This is a genomic window from uncultured Tateyamaria sp. (assembly GCF_947503465.1).
In the GTDB taxonomy this organism is placed as follows: domain Bacteria; phylum Pseudomonadota; class Alphaproteobacteria; order Rhodobacterales; family Rhodobacteraceae; genus Tateyamaria.
Genome location: NZ_CANNDN010000001.1, coordinates 884,761 through 905,411, shown reverse-complemented (window position 1 = coordinate 905,411; position 20,651 = coordinate 884,761). Strand labels below are relative to the sequence as shown.

Here is a 20,651-nt window from a genome sequence, read left to right as displayed (position 1 = left end):
TTATGAACAAGCGTTCAATTTATCTGCGGATATCGGGGGAGGGCCTATGTTCCACGCATCCATGAAATTTGATCTGGGCGACGAGATTGGCGCGCTGCGCGACATGGTGCATCGCTGGGCGCAGGACCGCGTCAAACCGATGGCGGCCCAGATCGACAGCGACAACAGCTTCCCACCCGCGCTGTGGCCCGAGATGGGCGCGCTTGGTCTGCTTGGAATCACCGTGAACGAAGAAGATGGCGGGGCTGGCATGGGCTACCTTGCGCACACAGTCGCCATCGAAGAGATCGCGCGCGCCAGCGCGTCCGTCTCGCTCAGCTATGGTGCGCATTCGAACCTGTGCGTGAACCAGATCAAGCTGAACGGCACCCCGGATCAGCGGGCCAAGTACCTGCCGGGTCTGATCAGCGGCGCCCATGTCGGCGCGCTGGCCATGTCCGAGGCCGGGGCCGGGTCCGACGTCGTGTCGATGAAGCTGCACGCGGAAAAGCGCAATGACCGGTTCATCCTGAACGGCACGAAATACTGGATCACAAACGGGCCCGACGCAGACACGCTTGTGGTCTATGCCAAGACGGACCCCGAGGCAGGTGCCAAGGGGATGACTGCCTTTCTGATCGAAAAGGAAATGACGGGCTTTTCCACATCCCCCCATTTCGACAAGCTGGGCATGCGCGGATCGAACACGGCCGAGCTGGTATTTGACAATGTCGAAGTGCCGTTTGAAAATATCCTGGGCGAAGAGGGGCGCGGTGTGGCGGTGCTGATGTCCGGCCTTGATTACGAACGGGTGGTGCTGGCGGGCATCGGCCTTGGCATCATGGCGGCCTGTCTGGATGAGGTCATGCCCTACGTCACCGAACGCAAGCAGTTCGGCCAGCCCATCGGGAATTTTCAACTGATGCAGGGCAAGATCGCCGATATGTATGCCGCGATGAATTCTGCCCGCGCCTATGTCTACGAAGTGGCCAGGGCCTGTGACCGGGGCGAAGTGACACGTCAGGATGCGGCGGCCTGCTGTCTTTATGCGTCGGAAGAGGCGATGAAACAGGCGCATCAGGCCGTACAGGCCATGGGCGGTGCCGGGTTCCTGAATGACGCACCTGTTGCCCGCATTTTCCGCGATGCCAAGCTGATGGAGATCGGGGCAGGTACGTCCGAAATCCGGCGCATGCTGGTCGGGCGCGAACTGGTCTCGGCCATGATGTGATGCCGCGGCAGGTTGTGATCACCACGGCGACCCTGGTCGTTCTGGCCGCTTTGGTTGGCTACTGGCTGGGCCAAAGGCAGGTCACAGTGGACGCCAGTGGCGTGATCGAGGCGGTGGCCGATGCGCATGTGGCTGACCACGGCGGCGACCGGGCGCAATGCGTAGGCTGGCCAGGCCGCGAGGACGCGGTATTCCATGTCCGGTGCGGCGCCATGCTCTATGCAGTGGATCGCTGGGGACGTGTCACGCGTATGCAGCAGGAGGGCGGCATATGAACATGGCCCTGCAGTGCCTCGCGCATCCGCCGGATCAGGTGGCGATCATTGATCTGACGGGCCAGACGCGCACAGATGTCACCTATGCCATGCTGGCCGAACAGGCCGATGGGCTCGCGCGCGCTCTTCTGCGCACGGTGCAGCCCGGCGATCGCATCGGCGTGTTGCTGTCGCAATCGCCCTGGTGCGCGGCGGCGCATCTCGCGCTTTGGAAAATTGGCGCAATTTCAGTGCCTTTGTTCAAGCTCTTCAAGTCGGATGCGCTGGCGTCCCGCATCGGGGATGCCGGGCTGACCGTCGTGCTGACGGACACGGCGGGCGCGGCGCTTGTGGGCGATCTGGCCGCGTGTTGGATGGTGGATCAGGTTGGGCAAACCGGCGATCCGGTGCCTGTGTTTGACGCATCCGCGCAGACGCCCGCCGTGCTGATCTACACCTCGGGCACAACCGGCCCCCCCAAGGGGGCCCTGCATGGCCACGCCGTTCTGGATGGGCACCTGCCGGGTGTCACGCTCAGCCATGATGATTTGGGGCAAGCGGGGGATTGCCTGTGGACCCCGGCCGACTGGGCCTGGATCGGTGGGCTTTTTGATGTGCTGATGCCGGGGCTTGCCCTGGGTGTGCCGGTGGTGGCGGCGCGGATGGCCAAGTTCACCCCCGAAGACTGCATGAGGATCATCTCGGAAGGATCTGTTAAAAATGTTTTTTTTCCACCAACCGCGCTGCGGTTGTTGAAGTCGGAAGGCGCCCGCCTAGACGGTTTGCGATCCGTGGCAAGCGGGGGTGAACCGCTGGGCGCGGAAATGCTGGCCTGCAGCCGTGATGCGCTGGGGGTGACGATCAATGAATTCTACGGCCAGACCGAGTGCAATATGGTGGTGACGTCGTGTGCGACCCGTTACCCCACGAAACCGGGCTGCATGGGACGGGCCGTGCCCGGGTTCGATGTCGCCGTGATCGACGATACAGGCAACGTAACAGAGGACGAGGGCGATATAGCGGTCAGGCGCGGCGCACCGTCCATGATGCTGGAATATTGGGGCCGTCCCGATGCCACGGCAGAAAAGTTTCGGGGCGATTGGATGCTGACCGGGGATCGAGGCCAGCAAGACGGACAGGACCTCCGTTTCGTTGGACGCGATGACGATGTGATCACATCGGCGGGCTACCGGATCGGACCAGCCGAGATCGAGGATTGCCTGCTGACCCACCCGGATGTGGCGACGGTGGGGGTGGTGGGTAAACCGGACCCGCTGCGCACCGAGATCGTCAAAGCGTATGTGGTGCGCAAGCCGGGCGCGTCGACGGATGCAGCCACCTTGCAGCGCTGGGTCAAAGATCGTCTTGCAAGCTATTCATATCCAAGAGAGATTGCATTTCTGGATGCCCTGCCCATGACCGTCACAGGCAAGGTGATCCGCAAGGAATTGAAGGCGCGCGCCGCAGCAGAATTAGATGCCGAGGCAGTGACATGACCCAAGTTGCAAACATCCCCGTACTGAACAATGGACATCGGTTATCGGTCCCGAACGGAGCCGCGATACCCTGTCCGAATTGCGGCGCTGAAGCTCGGTTTCTTGCGGCAGACGTGCGACGTCCGCTGAAACGCGCCATTGCCCAAGGGTGGACGCCAGGCAAGAACGAAGGTCTTTTCAACTTTGCCAGGACCGGTCGCGTGGATGTGTCACGACATCGGCCACACACATTTCAATACCGGGGATTGGGTCACCGGCAGGTAAGCGAAGACTATGACATTTGGGGTCCGTGCCTCGACGGTGCAATCAACATCGGCACTTCGGTGTGCAGTACGTGCCATACCCCACAGAAGATCGAAATAAACTGGCCGGATGATGCGCACTATCAATTGAGTTTCTTGGGCAAGCGATTGTGGTTCGAGGATCGCGACCATGTCATTGGCTACCTGACGCTTTTGTCCAGGCCCCAAACGCGCCTGCCACGTTATCAATACTGGTTTGATCGCGTCCTTCCGACCGTTTTCAAAACTGCACGCGCACGAAAGACATTGGTGCCCAAAGTGAAGAAGATGCTTCGCACATGAAACTGACCACCCAAGCCCTCCCGTCATCCGAAACCTTCAAATCCAACCGTGCCGCGCATCTTGAGGCGCTGGCCGTTGTGCAAAGAGCAGCAGATCAGGCTGCGGCAGGCGGTGGGGCAAGGTCCCGTGACAGGCATGTCAGCCGGGGCAAGATGCTGCCGCGCGAACGGGTTGCAAACCTGTTGGATCCCGGATCACCCTTTCTGGAAGTGGGCGCAACGGCGGCCCATGGCCTTTATGACGGCGCGGCGCCCTGTGCCGGCGTGATTGCGGGCATTGGCCGCATCATGGGGCACGAGGTGATGGTCGTCTGCAATGACGCCACCGTAAAGGGCGGCACCTACTACCCGATGACGGTCAAAAAGCACCTGCGCGCACAAGAGATCGCCGAGCAGAACCATCTGCCCTGCATCTACCTGGTCGACAGCGGCGGTGCGAACCTGCCCAACCAGGACGAAGTGTTCCCCGACCGCGACCATTTCGGCCGCATCTTCTTCAACCAGGCGCAGATGAGCGCCAAGGGCATTCCGCAGATCGCCGTCGTTATGGGCTCGTGTACGGCCGGTGGGGCCTATGTGCCTGCCATGTCCGACGTGACGATTATCGTGAAGGAACAAGGCACGATCTTCCTGGCCGGTCCGCCGCTGGTCAAGGCGGCCACGGGCGAGGTGGTGAGCGCCGAAGATCTGGGGGGCGGCGACGTGCACACGCGCCTGTCCGGTGTGGCCGACTATCTAGCCGAAGATGACGCCCACGCGCTGGCCCTGGCCCGCAGAAGTGTCGGAAACCTGAACCTTTGCAAACCGACGACAGTCACTTTGCAAAATCCGGAAGACCCCGCATACGATCCCGAAGAGATCCTGGGCGTCGTGCCTGCCGACCTGCGCACGCCCTACGACATCAACGAGGTGATCGCCCGCATTGTCGACGGCTCGCGCTTCGATCCGTTCAAGGCGCGCTTTGGCGAAACACTGGTCTGCGGCTTTGCCCATATCAAGGGCGTGCCCGTCGGCATTATCGCCAACAACGGCGTGCTGTTTTCCGAGGCCGCGCAGAAAGGCGCGCATTTCGTGGAACTGTGCAGCCAACGGAAAATTCCGCTGGTCTTCCTGCAAAACATCACCGGCTTCATGGTCGGCCGGAAATACGAAAACGAAGGCATCGCGCGGCACGGCGCCAAGATGGTGACGGCGGTGGCCACAACCTCCGTCCCCAAGGTGACGATGCTGGTCGGCGGCTCCTTCGGGGCGGGCAATTACGGCATGGCAGGGCGTGCCTATTCCCCGCGGTTCCTGTGGTCCTGGCCCAATTCCCGCATTTCCGTCATGGGCGGCGCGCAGGCGGCGGGTGTCCTTGCAACCGTCAAGCGCGACGGGATCGAACGGGGCGGGGGTACATGGTCGGCGGATGAGGAAGCTGCCTTCAAACAGCCCACCATCGACATGTTCGAGGAACAATCCCACCCGCTTTATGCCAGTGCGCGCCTGTGGGATGATGGCGTAATCGACCCCCGCAAGGCCCGGGATGTGTTGCACCTCAGCCTGTCCGCCGCCCTGAACGCCCCGATTGAAGAGACACGCTTTGGCGTGTTCCGGATGTGATCATGGGACAGTGCGTGCCGCACCCGCCGGACCGAGGGGCCAGCCCCTCGTGCTCCCCGAAGTATTTCCGGCCAGAAGAAAGTAGGGGCCAAGATGTTTGACACACTCCTGATCGCCAACCGGGGCGAAATTGCCTGCCGGGTCATGGACACCGCCCGGGCCATGGGCGTGCGTTGCGTCGCCGTCTACTCGGACGCGGATGCCGCCGCCAAACATGTGCAGATGGCGGACATTGCCGTCCATATCGGCGGCGCGGCCCCTGCGGACAGCTATCTGCGCGGCGATGTCATCATCCAGGCCGCCCTGGACACGGGCGCAAAGGCCATCCACCCGGGCTATGGCTTTCTGTCCGAGAATCCGGATTTCGTGGACGCGGTGGCGGCCGCTGGCCTGACCTTTGTCGGCCCGTCGGCAGATGCGATCCGGGCCATGGGCCTCAAGGACGCGGCCAAGGCGTTGATGGTCGAGGCGGGTGTGCCCGTTGTCCCAGGGTATCACGGCGCGGATCAGGACGATGCGCTGCTGGCGGCCGAAGCGGACAAGATGGGCTACCCGGTCCTGATCAAGGCGGTTGCGGGGGGCGGGGGCAAGGGCATGCGGCTGGTCCAAACACCTGGCGCATTTGCAGACGCATTGGCCAGTGCCCGCAGCGAAGCGAAAACCGCCTTTGGCAATGCGGACGTGCTGGTCGAGAAATTCGTGACCCAGCCCCGGCATATCGAGGTGCAGGTTTTTGGTGATGGCACACGCGCCGTGCATCTCTTTGAACGCGACTGCTCGCTGCAACGCCGCCACCAAAAGGTGATCGAGGAAGCCCCGGCACCCGGCATGACCGCAGAGATCCGCGCGGCCATGGGCGACGCCGCCGTTCGTGCGGCAGAGGCCATTGGCTACAAGGGCGCGGGCACGGTCGAGTTTATCGTGGACGGCTCTGGCCCGCTGCGCCCCGATGGCTTCTTCTTCATGGAGATGAACACGCGCCTGCAGGTCGAACACCCGGTGACCGAAGCCATCACCGGCGTCGATCTGGTGGCGTGGCAACTGCGCGTGGCGGCGGGTGAACCGTTGCCCGCAGCGCAAGAGGATCTGACCATCACCGGGCACGCGTTCGAGGCGCGGCTTTATGCCGAGGACGTGCCCGCCGGTTTCCTGCCCGCCACCGGTACGCTGACCCACCTGCGCTTTTCCGACAGCGCCCGTGCCGACAGCGGCGTGCGGGCCGGGGACCAGATCAGCCCCCATTACGATCCGATGATTGCCAAGGTCATTGTGCACGGCCCGACGCGCGCCGTTGCCTTGTCGCGACTGGCCCGTGCGCTGGATGACACGCACGTCGGCGGGACCGTCACGAACCTTGCCTTCCTCGGGGCCTTGGCCCGCCATGCCGGATTTGCCGCCGGGGACGTGGATACGGGCCTGATTGCACGGGACATCGACAAGTTGACCGCACCACCCGAGGTCGCGCCACGCCATGCCGTGGCGGCTGCGATGGCGGTGTCGGGTCTGGCAGATGCAGGGGATGATGCGGGGTTTTCCCTGTGGGCCCCGTTGCGCCGCGCCGTGGCTTTGCGCCGTGACGGCGATGATGTGCCTTGCTGGGTCGAGGTTCGGGGCCCCGACCATCAGCGCTGGCGGGTGGCCGATGACCAGGTGATGGCGACCCGCCGTCAGGGGCAGTGGTTTATCGGGGACGCGCCCGCACCGGACGTGCATGTGGCGGATGGTGTTGCGACCGTGTTTGACGCCTATGGCATTCCATTTCAGGTGGCCGATCCGCTGGATGTGGCCGCCAGCGCCGCCGGCGATGGCAACCTGGTCGAGGCGCCGATGCCCGGCCTGGTCAAGGCGGTATTTGCCACAGCCGGTGCGCAGGTCGCCGAAGGAGACCGCCTTGCCATCCTTGAGGCCATGAAGATGGAGCATGTCCTGCTGGCCGCACGCGACGGCGTCGTGGCCGAAGTGCTTGCAGGCGAAGGCGATCAGGTGGTCGCCGGGGCCGCGCTGGTGCGGCTGGAGGATGTGAAGACCACGTGATGGACATTGGCCTGACCGGATATCGCTACAGCGTTTACACGCGGACCGCCCGCATGGCGCTGGACTTGGCCGGTCTGAGCTATGACTACCGCGAGGCGAACCCGTTCGATCACGCGGACACACTGGTACAGGCACACCCGATGCGCCGCGTGCCAGTCCTGCACCTGGGCGACACGACGCTATACGAAACCGCCGCCCTTCTGACGTGGTGCGATGCGCACCGGGGCTGGCAGGCCCCGCCGTTGGTGCAGGCCCGTGCGGTACAGGTCGGGGGTATCGCGGATGCCTATGCGTATTGGCCCCTCGTGCGCCATGTCTTTTCCCACGGCTGGTTTCGCCCGGCCTTTGGTGCAGATGCACAGGCCGGTCTGGTGGTGCAGGGGTTGCGTGATGCGGCGCCGGTTCTGGACATGCTCGAAACCATCGCAGCCGAAGGGCTGGTCCTGACCCCCGGCACGTTGACCCGCGCGGATTGCCATCTTGCCCCGATGATCGACACCTTTCAGATGGTGCCGGAAGCGGCAGACATGCTTGCCGCGCGGCCAAACCTGTCTGCATGGTTTGCGGCCCTGTCCGAAACACGCATATTCCGCACCACGCGCCCGCATTGGGACGCATTGACCACGAAAGAGGCCCCATGATCACCCTGCATCACTGTCCCCAGACCCGGTCCATGCGTACGCTCTGGCTGTTGCATGAGCTGGATGTTCCCTTTCACGTACAGGTCCATCCGTTCGACAAGTCCCTGCGCGCGCCCGAATTTCTGAGCCTGAGCCCGGCAGGCCGCGTGCCCGCGCTGGAAATCGAGGGCGAGCGCATGTTCGAGACAGGCGCCATCACCCAATACCTGTGCGAACGGTTCAGTCCGGACCGCATGGGCCGCAGTGTGGCCAGCCCGGACCGGATGGCGTGGCTGGTCTGGGTGCATTTTGCCGAAACGGTCAGCCAGCATGCGGCGGCCCTGACGCAGCAGCATGTCGTGCTTTACGATGATGCGATGCGCAGCCCGACCATCATGAAGCTGGAAGCGGCACGGCTGGGCAAATGCTATGACGCGATCGAGGCGCGGTTGTCGACACCGGTGGAAAACCGGGATTACCTGCTCACCTCCGGGTTTTCGGCGGCGGACATCTCGGTCGGGCAGGCGATTTACATGGCGCGGCACTTTCGCGGGTTGGACCAGCATCCGGAACTGGCGCAATGGTACACGCGGATCACCGAACGGCCCGCTTTTCAGGCCAGCTTGCCCGCGCCCGAGGCGCGACTGTACGATCAGGATTTTTATGCGGCGTGGGAGGAATAGATGGACAGGGTCGAAATCTACGAAGTGGGGCCACGCGACGGCCTGCAGAACGAAGCGCGCGAGATCCCGGTTGCCGAGAAGGTGGCCCTGGTCGACGTGCTCAGCCGTGCAGGGTTCCAACGCATCGAATGCGCGAGCTTTGTCAGCCCGAAATGGGTGCCGCAAATGGCCGGCAGTGCCGAGGTGCTGGCGGGCATCACCCGCGCGCGGGGCGTGCGGTATGCCGCGCTGACCCCGAACATGCGCGGCTTTGACGATGCGCGCGCCGCCGGCGCGGACGAAGTTGCGGTGTTCGGCTCTGCCAGCGAAGGGTTCTCGCGCGCCAACATCAACGCCGGCATCGACGAGGCGCTGGACAGGTTTGCCCCGGTCATCGATGCGGCCCGTGCCATCGACCTGCCGGTGCGTGGCTACGTGTCCTGCGTTGTGGACTGTCCCTATGACGGGGCGGTCGCGCCGGATGCGGTCGCACGGGTGGCAGACCGGCTGTTTGCCATGGGCTGTTACGAGGTCAGCCTGGGCGACACGATCGGGCGGGGCACACCCGACGCGGTGGCCCGGATGCTGCTGGCGGTGCGCGACGTTGTGCCCGTGGGCCGACTGGCCGGGCATTTTCACGACACGGACGGGCGGGCGCTGGACAATATCGATGCCGCACTGGCGCTGGGCGTTCGGGTCTTTGACGCGGCGGTCGGGGGGCTTGGCGGGTGCCCCTATGCGCCGGGGGCCGCTGGCAATGTCGCAACCGAGGCCGTGGCCGCGCATCTGGCCCGCCTGGGCTATGACACCGGCCTCGACCTCGACATCATCGCCCAGGCCGCGGACATGGCCCGCGCCATGCGCAGCGCAGACAAGGACGGCTGACGTGACCGGTACGCTTTCGATCTCGACCGATGCTCGCGGCGTCGCAACCCTGCGCCTTGACCGCGCGGACAAGCATAACGCGATGAACGCACAGATGATCGCGGACCTGCACGATGCAGCCCAAGCGCTGGGCGCGGATGACAGCGTGCGTGTGGTCGTGCTGGCCGCGGCGGGCAAGACATTCTGCGCGGGCGGTGATCTGGGCTGGATGCGCGACCATATGCAGTCGGATGCGGACACCCGCGCGCGCGAGGCGGGCAAGCTGGCGCATATGCTGCATGCGCTCAACACGATGCCCAAACCGCTGATCGGGGCGGTGCATGGCAATGCCTTTGGCGGCGGCGTGGGCATGGCGTCGGTCTGCGACGTGGCCATCGGGGCCGATCACATCCGCATGGGCCTTACCGAAACACGGCTGGGGATCATCCCGGCCACCATCGGGCCTTATGTCGTGGCGCGCATGGGCGAGGGGCGGGCGCGGCGCGTCTTCATGTCCTCGCGCCTGTTTGACGCCGCCGAAGCGGTGGACCTGGGCCTTCTGACGCGGATCGTTCCGGTGGACGATCTGGCACAGGCGATCGAGGCCGAGGTCGCGCCCTACCTCAACTGCGCCCCCGGTGCGGTGGCCGCGGCCAAGGCACTGGCGCGCAGCTTTGGACCGCGCATTGACGAGGCCACCATTGCGTCATCCGTGGCGGCCCTGAAATCCCGCTGGGAAAGCGCCGAGGCCGCCGAAGGCATCGACGCCTTCTTTGCCAAGCGCAAGGCGGCCTGGATGCCGGACTAGGCCCCGGCGTTGCCAGCAAAGGCCGCACGCTTTCTGCGCAGCGCCGCCGATACGAAGTCGGTAAAGGCCGCGATGCGCGGCACGGCACGCAGGTCCGCATGGGTCAGGACCCAGATTGAGGGGTAGGACATCAGCGGCAGGCCCGGCACGCGGGCAAGGCTCGGATCGGCATCGCCGAGAATGCACGGCGCGCGCGACGCACCCAATCCGGCACGCATGGCCCCGATCATCGCGACCATATCGTCCAGCGCCATGACGGTGCGGGCATTGGGGTACACGTCCAGCACCTCCTTCGGCGTCGGGTGCCAATGCAGGAACCGCAGCCAGTGCAGGCCGCGACCCGGATCACGTTCGAACCGGTCGAGATAGTCCTTGCTGGCATAGACCGCTGATTTCTGGACGGCGACCTGACGGCCCACCAGGTCCGGATCCGGCGCGTCCGAGATACGGATCGCAACGTCCGCTTCGCGTTCAGCCAGGTTCAGCGTCTCGATCGAGCCCAGCACGGACAACGCGATCTCGGGATGCGCCCGCGCAAAGGCACCGAAAACGGGCGCGAGGACCGAATGCACCATCAAATGCGGGGCGGTGACGGTCAGCGGGCCGCTCAAGGCCGCATCCCGCGCGGCAATTGCGCGGGACAGGGCGGCCTGTTCGGCCTCGAACGCTTCGGCGGTGCGGGCGGCATCCCGACCGGCCTGCGTGGGCACATAGCCCGACGGGCGGCGATCAAACAGCGGCGTGCCCAGGGCCGCCTCGGCGGCTGCAATGCGCCGGGCGACGGTTGCATGGTTCACGCCCAGGGCGCGGGCTGCACCGCTCAGGCCGCCCTGACGCGCTGTTTCCAGAACAAAGCGCAAATCACCCCAATCCATCACTTGCTCCTGTGTGTGCACCTGATCGTTTTTGCACAGGCGGGGCGCAAACACACTCGTTTCTTTCACAGGTTAGGCAGCGATAGCGTGCGCCTGACCAACCCGAAAGGACCAAGAAGATGACCACTCACGCCGTTGTCATGTTGCGCATCACCAATCCGGACAGCCTGGCCCAGTACCGCGAACTCGCCGCCAACGCCTTGGCGCGGCATGGTGGCGAGGTTGTGCAAGCCTCGCCCGACCTGTCGATCCTGGAAGGGGCGCCCATTCTGCCCGATGCATTGGCTGTCGTGCGCTTTCCCGACCGCGCCGCCGCCGAGGCGTGGATGGCCGACCCCGATTTGCAAAGCGTGCACGCCCTGCGCCGTGGGGCAGGGGTATCCGATATCATCCTGATGTAAATCATGCGCGGGACTCCGCGCACCTGATCAGAAACTGAAATGATCTGCCACGTTTCGCGTTGTTTTGGACCATTTTGTTTTACGTAGCGTCAACTTTGCGATATTTTCAAAAAGGCGCGCCTGTTTCGGCAGCGCGCAGGGTACGGCGTTACGGAAGATCACAATGGCGGAACTGACGCTCGACGTGAGCAACATGGCCGAATTTGACGCCTTGGCGCAATCGGTCGCGGCGAAACTGAACTGCGCTCTCAGCCTGGTGAGCGTGTTGCAGGATGACGCGCTCTTGGCGCTGGGCCATTCCAGTGCGGACGAACCGTTTTCAGAGCGGTCGGTTCTGGCCCGCGATACGATCTGTGTGCATACGATGCAGGCAGGGGCGGCGTTGCGCGTCCCTGATGTGCACGCGGACAGGCGGTTCCGCGATGCGCCCACGGTCCGCACGATGAACATCGGGGCCTATATGGGCGTGCCGCTGCGGTCGGACGATGGCACGCCGATGGGGGCGATGTGCGCTCTGTCCGCGTCCCCCCGGATCTGGAGCAATGCCGAGCTTGCCTATCTCGAAGCCATTGCCGATCTGGTCGAAAGCAAGATTGAACGCCTGGTACTGCGATACGAGCAAAAGGCGTTGAGTGATGCGCTGGCCGAGAACGATGCCATTCTGACCACCCTGGCCGAAGCCAGCGGCACGGCCATCACCATCCACAACGATGCCGGTGAACTGGTGTTTGCCAATGATGCGACGCGGGCGGACCTGGAATTGACCTATCAGGAACTGCTGGTCTTGCCGCATGCGGCACAGCGGCTGGCCAGCGGCGGTGCCCGCTCGGGCGATGTGTCGGTCGACATGCCTGGACGGCCCAGCCACGCATTGCATGTGCAGCTTTATGCGCCCAAGGCCGGGCTGACCCTGGCGGAATGGAGCCGCACTGATCCCGCCTGACATCAAATTGTCCACGCTGCGGCGAAATCACCCGTCCTTTTCCGCGACTTCCGCCCCGGGCTTTATTGACCCTGACATGCGGCGGGCGTAAACCCGTGCCCAGTCAACTTTGCCACTTGACCTGGTGCGTCACGTCTCGCGCCAAGAAAAGGAGCCCAACGTGGAAGAGATGTTGCGGGAGTATCTCCCCATTCTCGTATTTCTGGCCGTCGCCATTGGCCTCGGTCTTGTCCTGATCCTTGCAGCTGTCGTTCTGGCCGTGCGCAACCCGGACCCCGAAAAGGTGTCGGCCTATGAATGCGGGTTCAACGCCTTTGACGATGCGCGCATGAAGTTCGATGTGCGGTTCTACCTCGTGTCGATCCTGTTCATCATTTTCGACCTCGAAATCGCATTCCTCTTTCCCTGGGCCGTCGCGTTCCAGGACATCAGCATGGTCGGCTTCTGGTCCATGATGGTGTTCTTGGGTGTCCTGACCATCGGCTTCGCCTACGAATGGAAGAAGGGGGCGCTCGAATGGCAATGACGGACACCGCCGGTCCCGCCTATGCAGGCGGCGACAAGGACCACGCCACCCAGGCGCTCAATGCCGAGTTGCAGGACAAGGGCTTTCTGCTCACCTCGACCGACGACATCATCAACTGGGCGCGCACCGGCTCACTGCACTGGATGACATTCGGCCTCGCCTGCTGCGCGGTCGAGATGATGCACACCTCCATGCCGCGCTACGACCTCGAACGCTTCGGCACCGCCCCGCGCGCCTCCCCCCGCCAGTCGGACCTGATGATTGTCGCGGGGACACTGACCAACAAGATGGCGCCCGCCCTGCGCAAGGTCTACGACCAGATGCCCGAGCCACGCTACGTGATCTCCATGGGCTCCTGCGCCAATGGCGGCGGCTACTACCACTACAGCTATTCCGTGGTGCGCGGCTGCGACCGCATCGTGCCCGTGGATGTCTACGTCCCCGGCTGCCCGCCCACGGCCGAAGCGCTGCTCTACGGCATCCTGCAGCTCCAACGCAAAATCCGCCGCACCGGCACAATCGTCCGCTAAGGGGAACCCATGTCCGAAGCAATGACCGAACTTGGCACCTATCTTGAAGCCAAGCGCCCCGATTGCGTGCTGGCCTGGGACGTCACCCATGGTGAGTTGAACATCGACGTGGCGCCCGCCAGCCTGACCGGCTTTGTCGAATTCATCACCGCCGACAGCACCTGCAAATTCTCGACGCTGGTGGACATCACGGCCGTGGATTACCCGGGCCGGGCCAAGCGGTTCGACGTCGTCTACCACTTCCTGTCGATGTACCAGAACCACCGCATCCGCCTGCGCGTGTCGATCCGCGAGGACCAGATCGTACCGTCACTGGTCGATATCCACCCCTCCGCCAACTGGTTCGAACGCGAGGTGTTCGACATGTTCGGCATCCTCTTCTCGGGCCACCCGGACCTGCGGCGCATCCTCACGGATTACGGCTTTCGCGGCTACCCGCTGCGCAAGGACTTCCCCACAACGGGCTACACCGAGGTCCGCTATGACGAGGCGGAAAAGCGCGTCGTCTACGAACCCGTCAGCCTTGTGCAGGAATACCGCCAGTTCGACTTCATGTCGCCTTGGGAAGGGGCCGAATACATCCTTCCGGGGGATGAAAAGGAAGCGGAGGCGAAGTAGTGGACATGCTCTGGTGGCTCCTCATCGCAGCGGCAAGCATCATCCCGATGTTCAAGCTGCTGCCCCATTTCGGGATCAACCAATACTGGGCGCTGTTCTGCATCCTGCCCGTGGGGACCATCGTGCTGCTGTGGATCATGGCAATGAAGCTGCAAGAGCTGGAGAAGCGGTGATGGCCGATGGTGCTGCCGATATCCATGCTGAACTGGAAGCCGCCGCGCTGGCCTATTGCGACGCGGTGTACTTCGCCAAGGCGGACGTGTTCGAAGTACTGTGCCACGAGAAATTCCAGATGACGCACATCGAAAACGATGCGGCGACGTTCTGGGATAAAGCGGCCTATCTCGACCGCGTGCGCGGGCGTGACCCGTTTCCGGCCCCCGCGAAATACAACATGCTCAGCATCGATGAGGCGGGTGGAGACATCGCGCGGGTTCATCTGACTGTCGATGTGCCGCCCCTGCGTTACGAGGACCACTTGGGCTTTGTCCACGTGGGTGGCGCTTGGAAATTACTGACAAAGGTGTTCCGCACGGCGGCGCATCTGGACAAGGAGTAAGGACAATGATGGACGGCTCCAAAGGTTTCGACGACGCCCTCACCGGCGAACAGAAAATCCGCAACTTCAACATCAACTTCGGCCCGCAACACCCTGCGGCACACGGGGTTCTGCGGCTTGTCCTGGAACTGGACGGCGAGATCGTGGAACGCTGCGACCCGCATATCGGCCTGCTGCACCGTGGCACCGAAAAGCTGATGGAAAGCAGGACCTACCTGCAAAACCTGCCTTATTTCGACCGGCTCGACTATGTGGCCCCGATGAACCAGGAACACGCCTGGTGTCTGGCCATCGAAAAGCTGACAGGCGTCGAAGTGCCACGCCGCGCCAGCCTCATTCGCGTGCTTTTTTGCGAGATTGGCCGCGTCCTGAACCACCTGCTCAACATCACCACCCAAGCGCTCGACGTGGGCGCGCTCACGCCCCCGCTCTGGGGCTTTGAAGAGCGTGAGCAGCTGATGATCTTCTACGAACGGGCCTGTGGCGCACGTCTGCACGCGGCCTATTTCCGCCCCGGCGGTGTGCATCAGGACCTGCCGCCCGAACTGCTTGATGATATCGAGGAATGGGCCCACAAGTTCATGTCCGGTTTCATGGAGGATATCGATGGCCTCCTGACCGAAAACCGCATCTTCAAACAGCGCAACGCCGACATCGGCATCGTGACCGAAGATGACATCCTGAAATACGGCTTCTCCGGCGTGATGGTGCGGGGCTCTGGCCTTGCTTGGGACCTGCGCCGGTCGCAGCCCTACGAATGCTACGATGAATTCGACTTCCAGATCCCCGTGGGCAAGAACGGCGACTGCTATGACCGCTACCTCGTCCGCATGGAAGAGATGCGCCAGTCGATCGGCATCATCAAACAGGCCATCGGCAAGTTGCGCGATTGCCCGGGCGACATCCTTGCGCGCGGCAAGATCACGCCGCCGTCGCGCACCGACATGAAAACGTCGATGGAATCGCTGATCCACCACTTCAAGCTTTATACCGAAGGGTTCCACGTCCCCGAAGGCGAAGTGTACTGCGCGGTCGAAGCGCCCAAGGGCGAGTTCGGCGTCTACCTCGTCGCGGACGGGTCGAACAAACCGTACCGCGCCAAGCTGCGCGCTCCGGGCTTCCTGCATTTGCAGGCGATGGACTACATCTCCAAGGGGCACCAGTTGGCGGATGTCGCCGCCATCATCGGCACGATGGACGTGGTGTTCGGAGAGATTGACAGGTGAGCGAACGCGCCTCCCCCCTAACCCCCCTCCGAAACGGAGGGGGGAACAGCGCCTGGCGCCAGCCTCTGTCGTCTCCCCCTCCCGTGGGGAGGGGGATCAAGGGGGAGGCCTTCACCCGCGGCCCCGGCATGACGCTCAAGGCACGCGCCCTGCGGTCCGACCCGACAGACGCCGAACGCGCGCTCTGGAACGCATTGCGCCTCGATGCCTTGGGCCTGCGCTTTCGCCGCCAAATTCCGGTTCTGCAACGCTACATCCTCGATTTCTATGCACCGTCCATCCGCCTCGCCATCGAGGTTGACGGCGGTCAACATGCCGACAGCACGTCCGACGCAGCCCGCACGCATGCTCTGAACGCGCACGGCATCTCCGTCCTGCGCTTCTGGAACAATGACGTCCTGCAAAACCTGTACGGTGTCACAACCGCGATCCGGGACGTGATCGACGCACTTCAGGCGAACGCCTCCCCCCTGACCCCCCTCCGGGACGGAGGGGGGGAGCGCGTCGCACACCTCAACTTCTCGATGGGACACACACTCTAATGCTCCGCCGTCTCCACCCAGACCAACCCGACAGCTTCGCCTTCACGCCCGCCAACCAGGCCTGGGCCGACGCGCAGATTACCAAGTACCCCGAGGGCCGTCAGGCCAGCGCCATCATCCCGCTGCTCTGGCGCGCGCAGGAACAAGAGGGTTGGCTGACCCGTCCGGCGATCGAAGCTGTCGCGGACATGCTGGATCTCGCTTATATCCGCGCGCTCGAAGTGGCCTCGTTCTACTTCATGTTTCAGCTGCAACCCGTTGGGTCCGTTGCACATATCCAGGTCTGCGGCACAACGTCCTGCATGATCTGCGGGGCCGAAGACCTCGTGGCCGTCTGCAAGGACAAGATCGCCGCCAAGCCGCACCAATTGTCGGCCGATGGCAAGTTTTCGTGGGAAGAGGTCGAATGCCTCGGCTCCTGCGCCAACGCGCCCATGGCCCAGATCGGCAAGGATTACTACGAGGACCTGACCGCTGCCCGTATGGGCGAGATCATCGACGAACTTGCCGCAGGCAAAGTGCCTACGCCCGGCCCGCAAAATGGGCGGTATGCTGCCGAACCCTTGGGCGGTCTGACCACCCTCAAGGATTTTGACAGCGGCCACACCAAATACAATGCTTCGGTCCAGTTGGCGACGGATATCGGTGACACGGTCAAGCGTATCGACGGCACCGAAGTGCCGCTGCTGGCGCCCTGGGGCAAGGCAAACGACAATGTGGCCCCGAGCGGCGACATGATGCCCCCCGACGGCCCGGACGGAAAACAGGGTGGGCGGACCAAGGCCGAAGCGCCCGCACCGCGCAAGCGGGGTGACGCGTCTGACAAGACATCGGAAGTGCCCGGCGAAGCACCTCAGGCCAAGGCGGCGGCGAAGCCGAAGGCGGACGCTGCGGTAACGGAAAATAAATCGCCGCAAAAACAGGCGGATAAGGCTGTCCCCGCGGGGACAAAACCCGAGCTTTTGACGGCCCCGCGCGACGGTGGTGCGGATGATCTGAAGCTGATCAAGGGCGTTGGTCCGGGGCTGGAAAAGGAATTGAACGCCGCGGGTGTCTATCATTTCGACCAGCTTGCGTCGTGGACGCCCGAGGAAGTTGCGTGGGCCGATCAACACCTTGTGCGCTTCAAAGGACGGGTGAGCCGTGACAATTGGGTCACGCAGGCACAGGCGCTTGCACGGGGAGATGAGACAGAATTTTCCCAACGCGCGAAAAAAGACGATATCTATAAGGGATAACATCCTGAAACGGGGGAGATATCGTAATGGATAAGAACGAGGGAATGATCAGCTGTGCCATCGGGTGCTGGCTGGTTGCGCTGCTGGGCGGTGTGTTGGCGGCGATGCTGCTGATGGTGCTGGGCGGCTGGACCTTCATGCAAGGCGTGTTCGCGGGCGTGGTGATCTTCGGGATCGCAGGCGCGCTGCTGGCTTGGATCATCTGCAAACCGCTGCCCGCACTTGGCGACGCACCCGGTGCGTCGGAACCGACCGACGCAGCAGAGCGCCCGGTTGCGACACCCGCAGCGGCGGCGGCACCTGCTGCGGCGGCTACGGCCACCCCCGCCGCCGCGGTCAAACCCTCGACACCGCTGCCGGGTGAGGCGGATCTGGCCGAGCGCAAGGGCGAGTGGAAATACGAGGCGAACCCCAAGCCCAAAGCCAAGCCCGCGGCCAAGAAAGCGGCCCCCAAGAAAGCGGCGGCCAAGAAGACGGACGACGCACCGGCTGCAGACGGGGCTGGGTCCAAACCGGAGACCTTGTCTGCGGCACGCGAAAGCGGACCAGATAACCTCAAGGAAATCAAGGGTGTAGGTCCGAAGTTGGAGGCGTTGCTGCATTCGATGGGCTTTTACCACTTTGATCAGGTGGCGAGCTGGGGCGCGGACGAGGTGGCGTGGGTCGATCAGAACCTGCAAGGCTTCAAGGGCCGTGTCAGCCGCGACGACTGGGTCGCGCAGGCCAAGATCCTGGCCGCCGGTGGCGAGACAGAGTTCTCCAAGAAGGTCGACAAGGGCGGCGTTTACTGACGCATGTCCGACCGGCTTGACCCGAAACTGGCCCGACAGGGCCGTATCGCGGCCCTTGTCATTGCAGGGGCCGCTTTGCTGTCGATCTTTGCGCCGGTCATCGTCAGCGCCCTTGGACTGGCGCAACGCTATGAAATCCTGATTCTGCTTTTTGCCCTGGCTGCGTTCATTTGGGCACTGGTGGTGGCGGTCAGGATTTGGCAAAACAGCCGCGACTGATTTCACCGCTCGGCGCGCAGAGCGACTAGGCAAAGGATCACGCGCCATATCGCGTGTTACAAAAGGACGTACCCATGCTGGCTGACAAGGATCGCATCTTTACCAACCTCTACGGCATGCACGACCGCACGCTGAAAGGCGCGCAGGCGCGGGGGCATTGGGACGGCACCGGCAACCTGATCAAGAAGGGCCGCGACTGGATCGTTCAGGAAATGAAAGACAGCGGCCTGCGGGGCCGGGGCGGCGCGGGCTTTCCCACCGGACTGAAATGGTCCTTCATGCCCAAGGAAAGCGACGGGCGGCCCAGCTATCTTGTTGTAAATGCAGATGAATCAGAGCCGGGAACCTGCAAGGACCGCGAGATCATGCGCCATGATCCGCACACGTTGATCGAAGGGTGCCTGATCGCGTCCTTCGCGATGAATGCCAACGCCTGCTATATCTATATTCGTGGCGAATACATCCGCGAGAAGGAAGCGCTGCAAGCGGCGATTGACGAAGCCTATGATGCGGGGCTGGTCGGCAAGAACGCTGCCGGGTCCGGTTGGGATTTCGAGATTTACCTGCATCACGGGGCAGGGGCCTATATTTGCGGTGAAGAAACCGCGCTGCTGGAATCGCTGGAAGGCAAGAAGGGGATGCCGCGCATGAAGCCGCCATTCCCGGCCGGTGCGGGCCTTTATGGCTGCCCGACCACTGTGAACAATGTCGAATCCATTGCCGTTGTGCCGACGATCCTGCGCCGGGGGGCCTCGTGGTTCTCGGGCTTTGGGCGTCCCAACAATGCGGGCACCAAGCTGTTTGCCATCTCGGGCCACGTGAACAACCCGTGCGTCGTGGAAGAGGCGATGTCGATCACGTTCGAAGAACTGATTGAAAAGCATTGCGGCGGCATTCGCGGTGGCTGGGACAACCTCAAGGCCGTCATCCCCGGTGGATCGTCCGTTCCTTGCGTGCGCGGGGAGAAGATGAAGGACGCCATCATGGACTTCGACTATCTGCGGAACGATCTGCAGTCGGGTCTGGGCACGGCGGCGGTGATCGTGATGGACCAGAGCACGGATATCATCAAGGCGATCTGGCGGTTGTCGAAGTTTTACAAGCACGAATCTTGTGGCCAGTGCACGCCTTGTCGCGAAGGCACCGGCTGGATGATGCGCGTGATGGACCGTCTGGTGCATGGCGAGGCAGAGGTCGAGGAAATCGACATGCTGCTGGATGTGACCAAGCAGGTCGAGGGGCACACGATCTGTGCGCTTGGCGATGCGGCGGCGTGGCCGATCCAGGGGCTTATTCGGAACTTCCGGGATGAGATCGAGGATCGGATTGCGGGCAAGCGAATTGCGGCTGAGTAGACTTCCCTATCCCCTGGAAAGCCGGCCAAACGGCGGCTTGTGCGACGTTTGTGGTTATCAGAACGAGGCTACATTCGGGACAATTCTCTGTAAACAGTGCGGGTCCGATGTCGAACCGATCTTGCATCCGACGCAGGAATTGGAACCGCATCGCAACGTGCCAACGCGAGGAGATATTCGTCTCCCCATCATTTTCGGAGTGTTCCTGGTACTGGCGTTCATCCTGTTCTTTTCAGTGTTCTGAAAAATGCACCTCGCTGAATTCAACATCGGCACATTGAAATACGATTGGGACGACCCGCGCGTAGCCGACTTCCAGAACAACCTTGACCGTGTCTATGACATCGCGCGCCGCTCGCCCGGCTATGTCTGGCATCTGGAAGGCGAGGATATGGAGGCGGCTCAGCTTGACCCTGATGGCCCGCTTGGGGGCAATCCCCGCACGGCCAGCACTTTGTCCGTCTGGGAAGACGTTGAAAGCCTGCATGCTTTCACCTTCAACACCGTTCACAAGCAATTCTATGACCGCAAGGGCGAGTGGTATGATCCGGACCAAGGATTGCGCTTTGTCATGTGGTGGGTGGCGCCGGGGTATAAACCCACGATCACAGACGCGATGGAGCGCTTCCATCATCTTGAAAACCATGGCAATACGGACCACGCCTTTGGTTGGGATCACATCCGCGGTTAAGCGG

The 20,651-nt window shown here is 63.0% G+C and carries 25 protein-coding genes; 24 read left to right on the top strand and 1 reads right to left on the bottom strand.

Translation table 11 applies throughout. The features are described 5' to 3' along the window. The first annotated feature begins 46 nt into the window (after nucleotides 1–46). The 10 genes from Q0844_RS04640 to Q0844_RS04595 all read left to right on the top strand — a co-directional run bounded on the left by Q0844_RS04640 (nucleotide 47) and on the right by Q0844_RS04595 (nucleotide 10,133). Nucleotides 47–1,210 (top strand): isovaleryl-CoA dehydrogenase, encoded by a 1,164-nt coding sequence (locus tag Q0844_RS04640; protein ID WP_299042606.1) that lies wholly within the window; start codon nucleotides 47–49, stop codon nucleotides 1,208–1,210. Next, on the top strand, nucleotides 1,210–1,485 hold the full coding sequence (locus Q0844_RS04635; RefSeq protein ID WP_299042605.1) for a hypothetical protein: 276 nt from the start codon (nucleotides 1,210–1,212) through the stop codon (nucleotides 1,483–1,485). Before Q0844_RS04640 ends, Q0844_RS04635 begins: the two co-directional genes overlap by 1 nt. Next, nucleotides 1,482–2,960 carry an AMP-binding protein gene (locus Q0844_RS04630; protein ID WP_299042602.1) on the top strand — a complete coding sequence of 493 codons (1,479 nt, stop codon included), beginning with the start codon at nucleotides 1,482–1,484 and terminating at the stop codon, nucleotides 2,958–2,960. Before Q0844_RS04635 ends, Q0844_RS04630 begins: the two co-directional genes overlap by 4 nt. Continuing rightward, entirely contained in the window at nucleotides 2,957–3,544 is a 588-nt protein-coding gene (locus tag Q0844_RS04625; protein ID WP_299042599.1) for a hypothetical protein, read from the top strand. The genes Q0844_RS04630 and Q0844_RS04625 overlap by 4 nt, the downstream gene beginning before the upstream one ends. Beyond that, nucleotides 3,541–5,145: a carboxyl transferase domain-containing protein gene (locus tag Q0844_RS04620; protein WP_299042597.1), complete on the top strand. Its 1,605-nt coding sequence runs from the start codon at nucleotides 3,541–3,543 to the stop codon at nucleotides 5,143–5,145. The genes Q0844_RS04625 and Q0844_RS04620 overlap by 4 nt, the downstream gene beginning before the upstream one ends. A gap of 93 nt (nucleotides 5,146–5,238) precedes the next feature. Continuing rightward, entirely contained in the window at nucleotides 5,239–7,179 is a 1,941-nt protein-coding gene (locus Q0844_RS04615; RefSeq protein WP_299042595.1) for an acetyl/propionyl/methylcrotonyl-CoA carboxylase subunit alpha, read from the top strand. Beyond that, nucleotides 7,179–7,820 (top strand): glutathione S-transferase family protein, encoded by a 642-nt coding sequence (locus tag Q0844_RS04610; RefSeq protein ID WP_299042592.1) that lies wholly within the window; start codon nucleotides 7,179–7,181, stop codon nucleotides 7,818–7,820. Before Q0844_RS04615 ends, Q0844_RS04610 begins: the two co-directional genes overlap by 1 nt. Further along, entirely contained in the window at nucleotides 7,817–8,482 is a 666-nt protein-coding gene (locus tag Q0844_RS04605) for a glutathione S-transferase family protein (protein WP_299042589.1), read from the top strand. Before Q0844_RS04610 ends, Q0844_RS04605 begins: the two co-directional genes overlap by 4 nt. Then, on the top strand, nucleotides 8,483–9,346 hold the full coding sequence (locus tag Q0844_RS04600) for a hydroxymethylglutaryl-CoA lyase (protein WP_299042586.1): 864 nt from the start codon (nucleotides 8,483–8,485) through the stop codon (nucleotides 9,344–9,346). 1 nt (nucleotide 9,347) lies between these two features. Next, nucleotides 9,348–10,133: a crotonase/enoyl-CoA hydratase family protein gene (locus Q0844_RS04595; protein ID WP_299042584.1), complete on the top strand. Its 786-nt coding sequence runs from the start codon at nucleotides 9,348–9,350 to the stop codon at nucleotides 10,131–10,133. On the opposite strand, the gene Q0844_RS04590 is transcribed toward Q0844_RS04595, so the two are convergent. Beyond that, a complete protein-coding gene (locus tag Q0844_RS04590) occupies nucleotides 10,130–11,008 on the bottom strand; it encodes a LysR family transcriptional regulator (RefSeq protein ID WP_299042581.1) in 879 nt (292 codons plus the stop codon). The two genes, Q0844_RS04595 and Q0844_RS04590, sit on opposite strands and share 4 nt — an antisense overlap. A gap of 119 nt (nucleotides 11,009–11,127) precedes the next feature. Here Q0844_RS04590 and Q0844_RS04585 point away from each other — a divergent pair, with 119 nt between their 5' ends. From Q0844_RS04585 to Q0844_RS04520, 14 genes are all read left to right on the top strand, one after another. Continuing rightward, nucleotides 11,128–11,409, top strand: coding sequence for a DUF1330 domain-containing protein (locus tag Q0844_RS04585; RefSeq protein ID WP_299042578.1), 282 nt, complete (start codon nucleotides 11,128–11,130; stop codon nucleotides 11,407–11,409). 163 nt (nucleotides 11,410–11,572) lie between these two features. Further along, complete coding sequence (locus Q0844_RS04580) at nucleotides 11,573–12,352, top strand: GAF domain-containing protein (RefSeq protein WP_299042575.1); 780 nt, start codon at nucleotides 11,573–11,575, stop codon at nucleotides 12,350–12,352. Nucleotides 12,353–12,512: 160 nt separating this feature from the next. Next, nucleotides 12,513–12,878 carry an NADH-quinone oxidoreductase subunit A gene (locus tag Q0844_RS04575; protein ID WP_076630212.1) on the top strand — a complete coding sequence of 122 codons (366 nt, stop codon included), beginning with the start codon at nucleotides 12,513–12,515 and terminating at the stop codon, nucleotides 12,876–12,878. Next, entirely contained in the window at nucleotides 12,875–13,408 is a 534-nt protein-coding gene (locus Q0844_RS04570) for an NADH-quinone oxidoreductase subunit B (RefSeq protein ID WP_189369990.1), read from the top strand. The genes Q0844_RS04575 and Q0844_RS04570 overlap by 4 nt, the downstream gene beginning before the upstream one ends. 9 nt (nucleotides 13,409–13,417) lie before the next feature. Next, on the top strand, nucleotides 13,418–14,026 hold the full coding sequence (locus Q0844_RS04565) for an NADH-quinone oxidoreductase subunit C (protein ID WP_299042569.1): 609 nt from the start codon (nucleotides 13,418–13,420) through the stop codon (nucleotides 14,024–14,026). A 5-nt stretch (nucleotides 14,027–14,031) separates the two neighbouring features. Then, nucleotides 14,032–14,199 (top strand): hypothetical protein, encoded by a 168-nt coding sequence (locus Q0844_RS04560; RefSeq protein WP_299045308.1) that lies wholly within the window; start codon nucleotides 14,032–14,034, stop codon nucleotides 14,197–14,199. After that, a complete protein-coding gene (locus Q0844_RS04555; protein ID WP_299042567.1) occupies nucleotides 14,199–14,585 on the top strand; it encodes a nuclear transport factor 2 family protein in 387 nt (128 codons plus the stop codon). Before Q0844_RS04560 ends, Q0844_RS04555 begins: the two co-directional genes overlap by 1 nt. Before the next feature lie 8 nt (nucleotides 14,586–14,593). After that, the gene (locus tag Q0844_RS04550; RefSeq protein WP_299045204.1) at nucleotides 14,594–15,811 is read left to right on the top strand and encodes an NADH-quinone oxidoreductase subunit D; all 1,218 of its coding nucleotides are present in this window, start codon (nucleotides 14,594–14,596) and stop codon (nucleotides 15,809–15,811) included. 128 nt (nucleotides 15,812–15,939) lie between these two features. Further along, nucleotides 15,940–16,353, top strand: coding sequence for a DUF559 domain-containing protein (locus tag Q0844_RS04545; RefSeq protein ID WP_299042564.1), 414 nt, complete (start codon nucleotides 15,940–15,942; stop codon nucleotides 16,351–16,353). After that, on the top strand, nucleotides 16,353–17,591 hold the full coding sequence (locus tag Q0844_RS04540) for an NADH-quinone oxidoreductase subunit E (RefSeq protein ID WP_299042561.1): 1,239 nt from the start codon (nucleotides 16,353–16,355) through the stop codon (nucleotides 17,589–17,591). Before Q0844_RS04545 ends, Q0844_RS04540 begins: the two co-directional genes overlap by 1 nt. A 26-nt stretch (nucleotides 17,592–17,617) precedes the next feature. Beyond that, the gene (locus Q0844_RS04535) at nucleotides 17,618–18,382 is read left to right on the top strand and encodes an endonuclease (RefSeq protein WP_299042559.1); all 765 of its coding nucleotides are present in this window, start codon (nucleotides 17,618–17,620) and stop codon (nucleotides 18,380–18,382) included. A 3-nt stretch (nucleotides 18,383–18,385) separates the two neighbouring features. Next, the gene (locus Q0844_RS04530) at nucleotides 18,386–18,601 is read left to right on the top strand and encodes a DUF5337 family protein (RefSeq protein WP_299042558.1); all 216 of its coding nucleotides are present in this window, start codon (nucleotides 18,386–18,388) and stop codon (nucleotides 18,599–18,601) included. 74 nt (nucleotides 18,602–18,675) lie between these two features. Further along, on the top strand, nucleotides 18,676–19,956 hold the full coding sequence (nuoF, locus tag Q0844_RS04525; RefSeq protein WP_299042556.1) for an NADH-quinone oxidoreductase subunit NuoF: 1,281 nt from the start codon (nucleotides 18,676–18,678) through the stop codon (nucleotides 19,954–19,956). 247 nt (nucleotides 19,957–20,203) lie between these two features. Next, nucleotides 20,204–20,647, top strand: a complete 444-nt coding sequence (locus Q0844_RS04520) for a DUF3291 domain-containing protein (protein ID WP_299042554.1) — start codon at nucleotides 20,204–20,206, stop codon at nucleotides 20,645–20,647. Nucleotides 20,648–20,651: the final 4 nt, after the last annotated feature.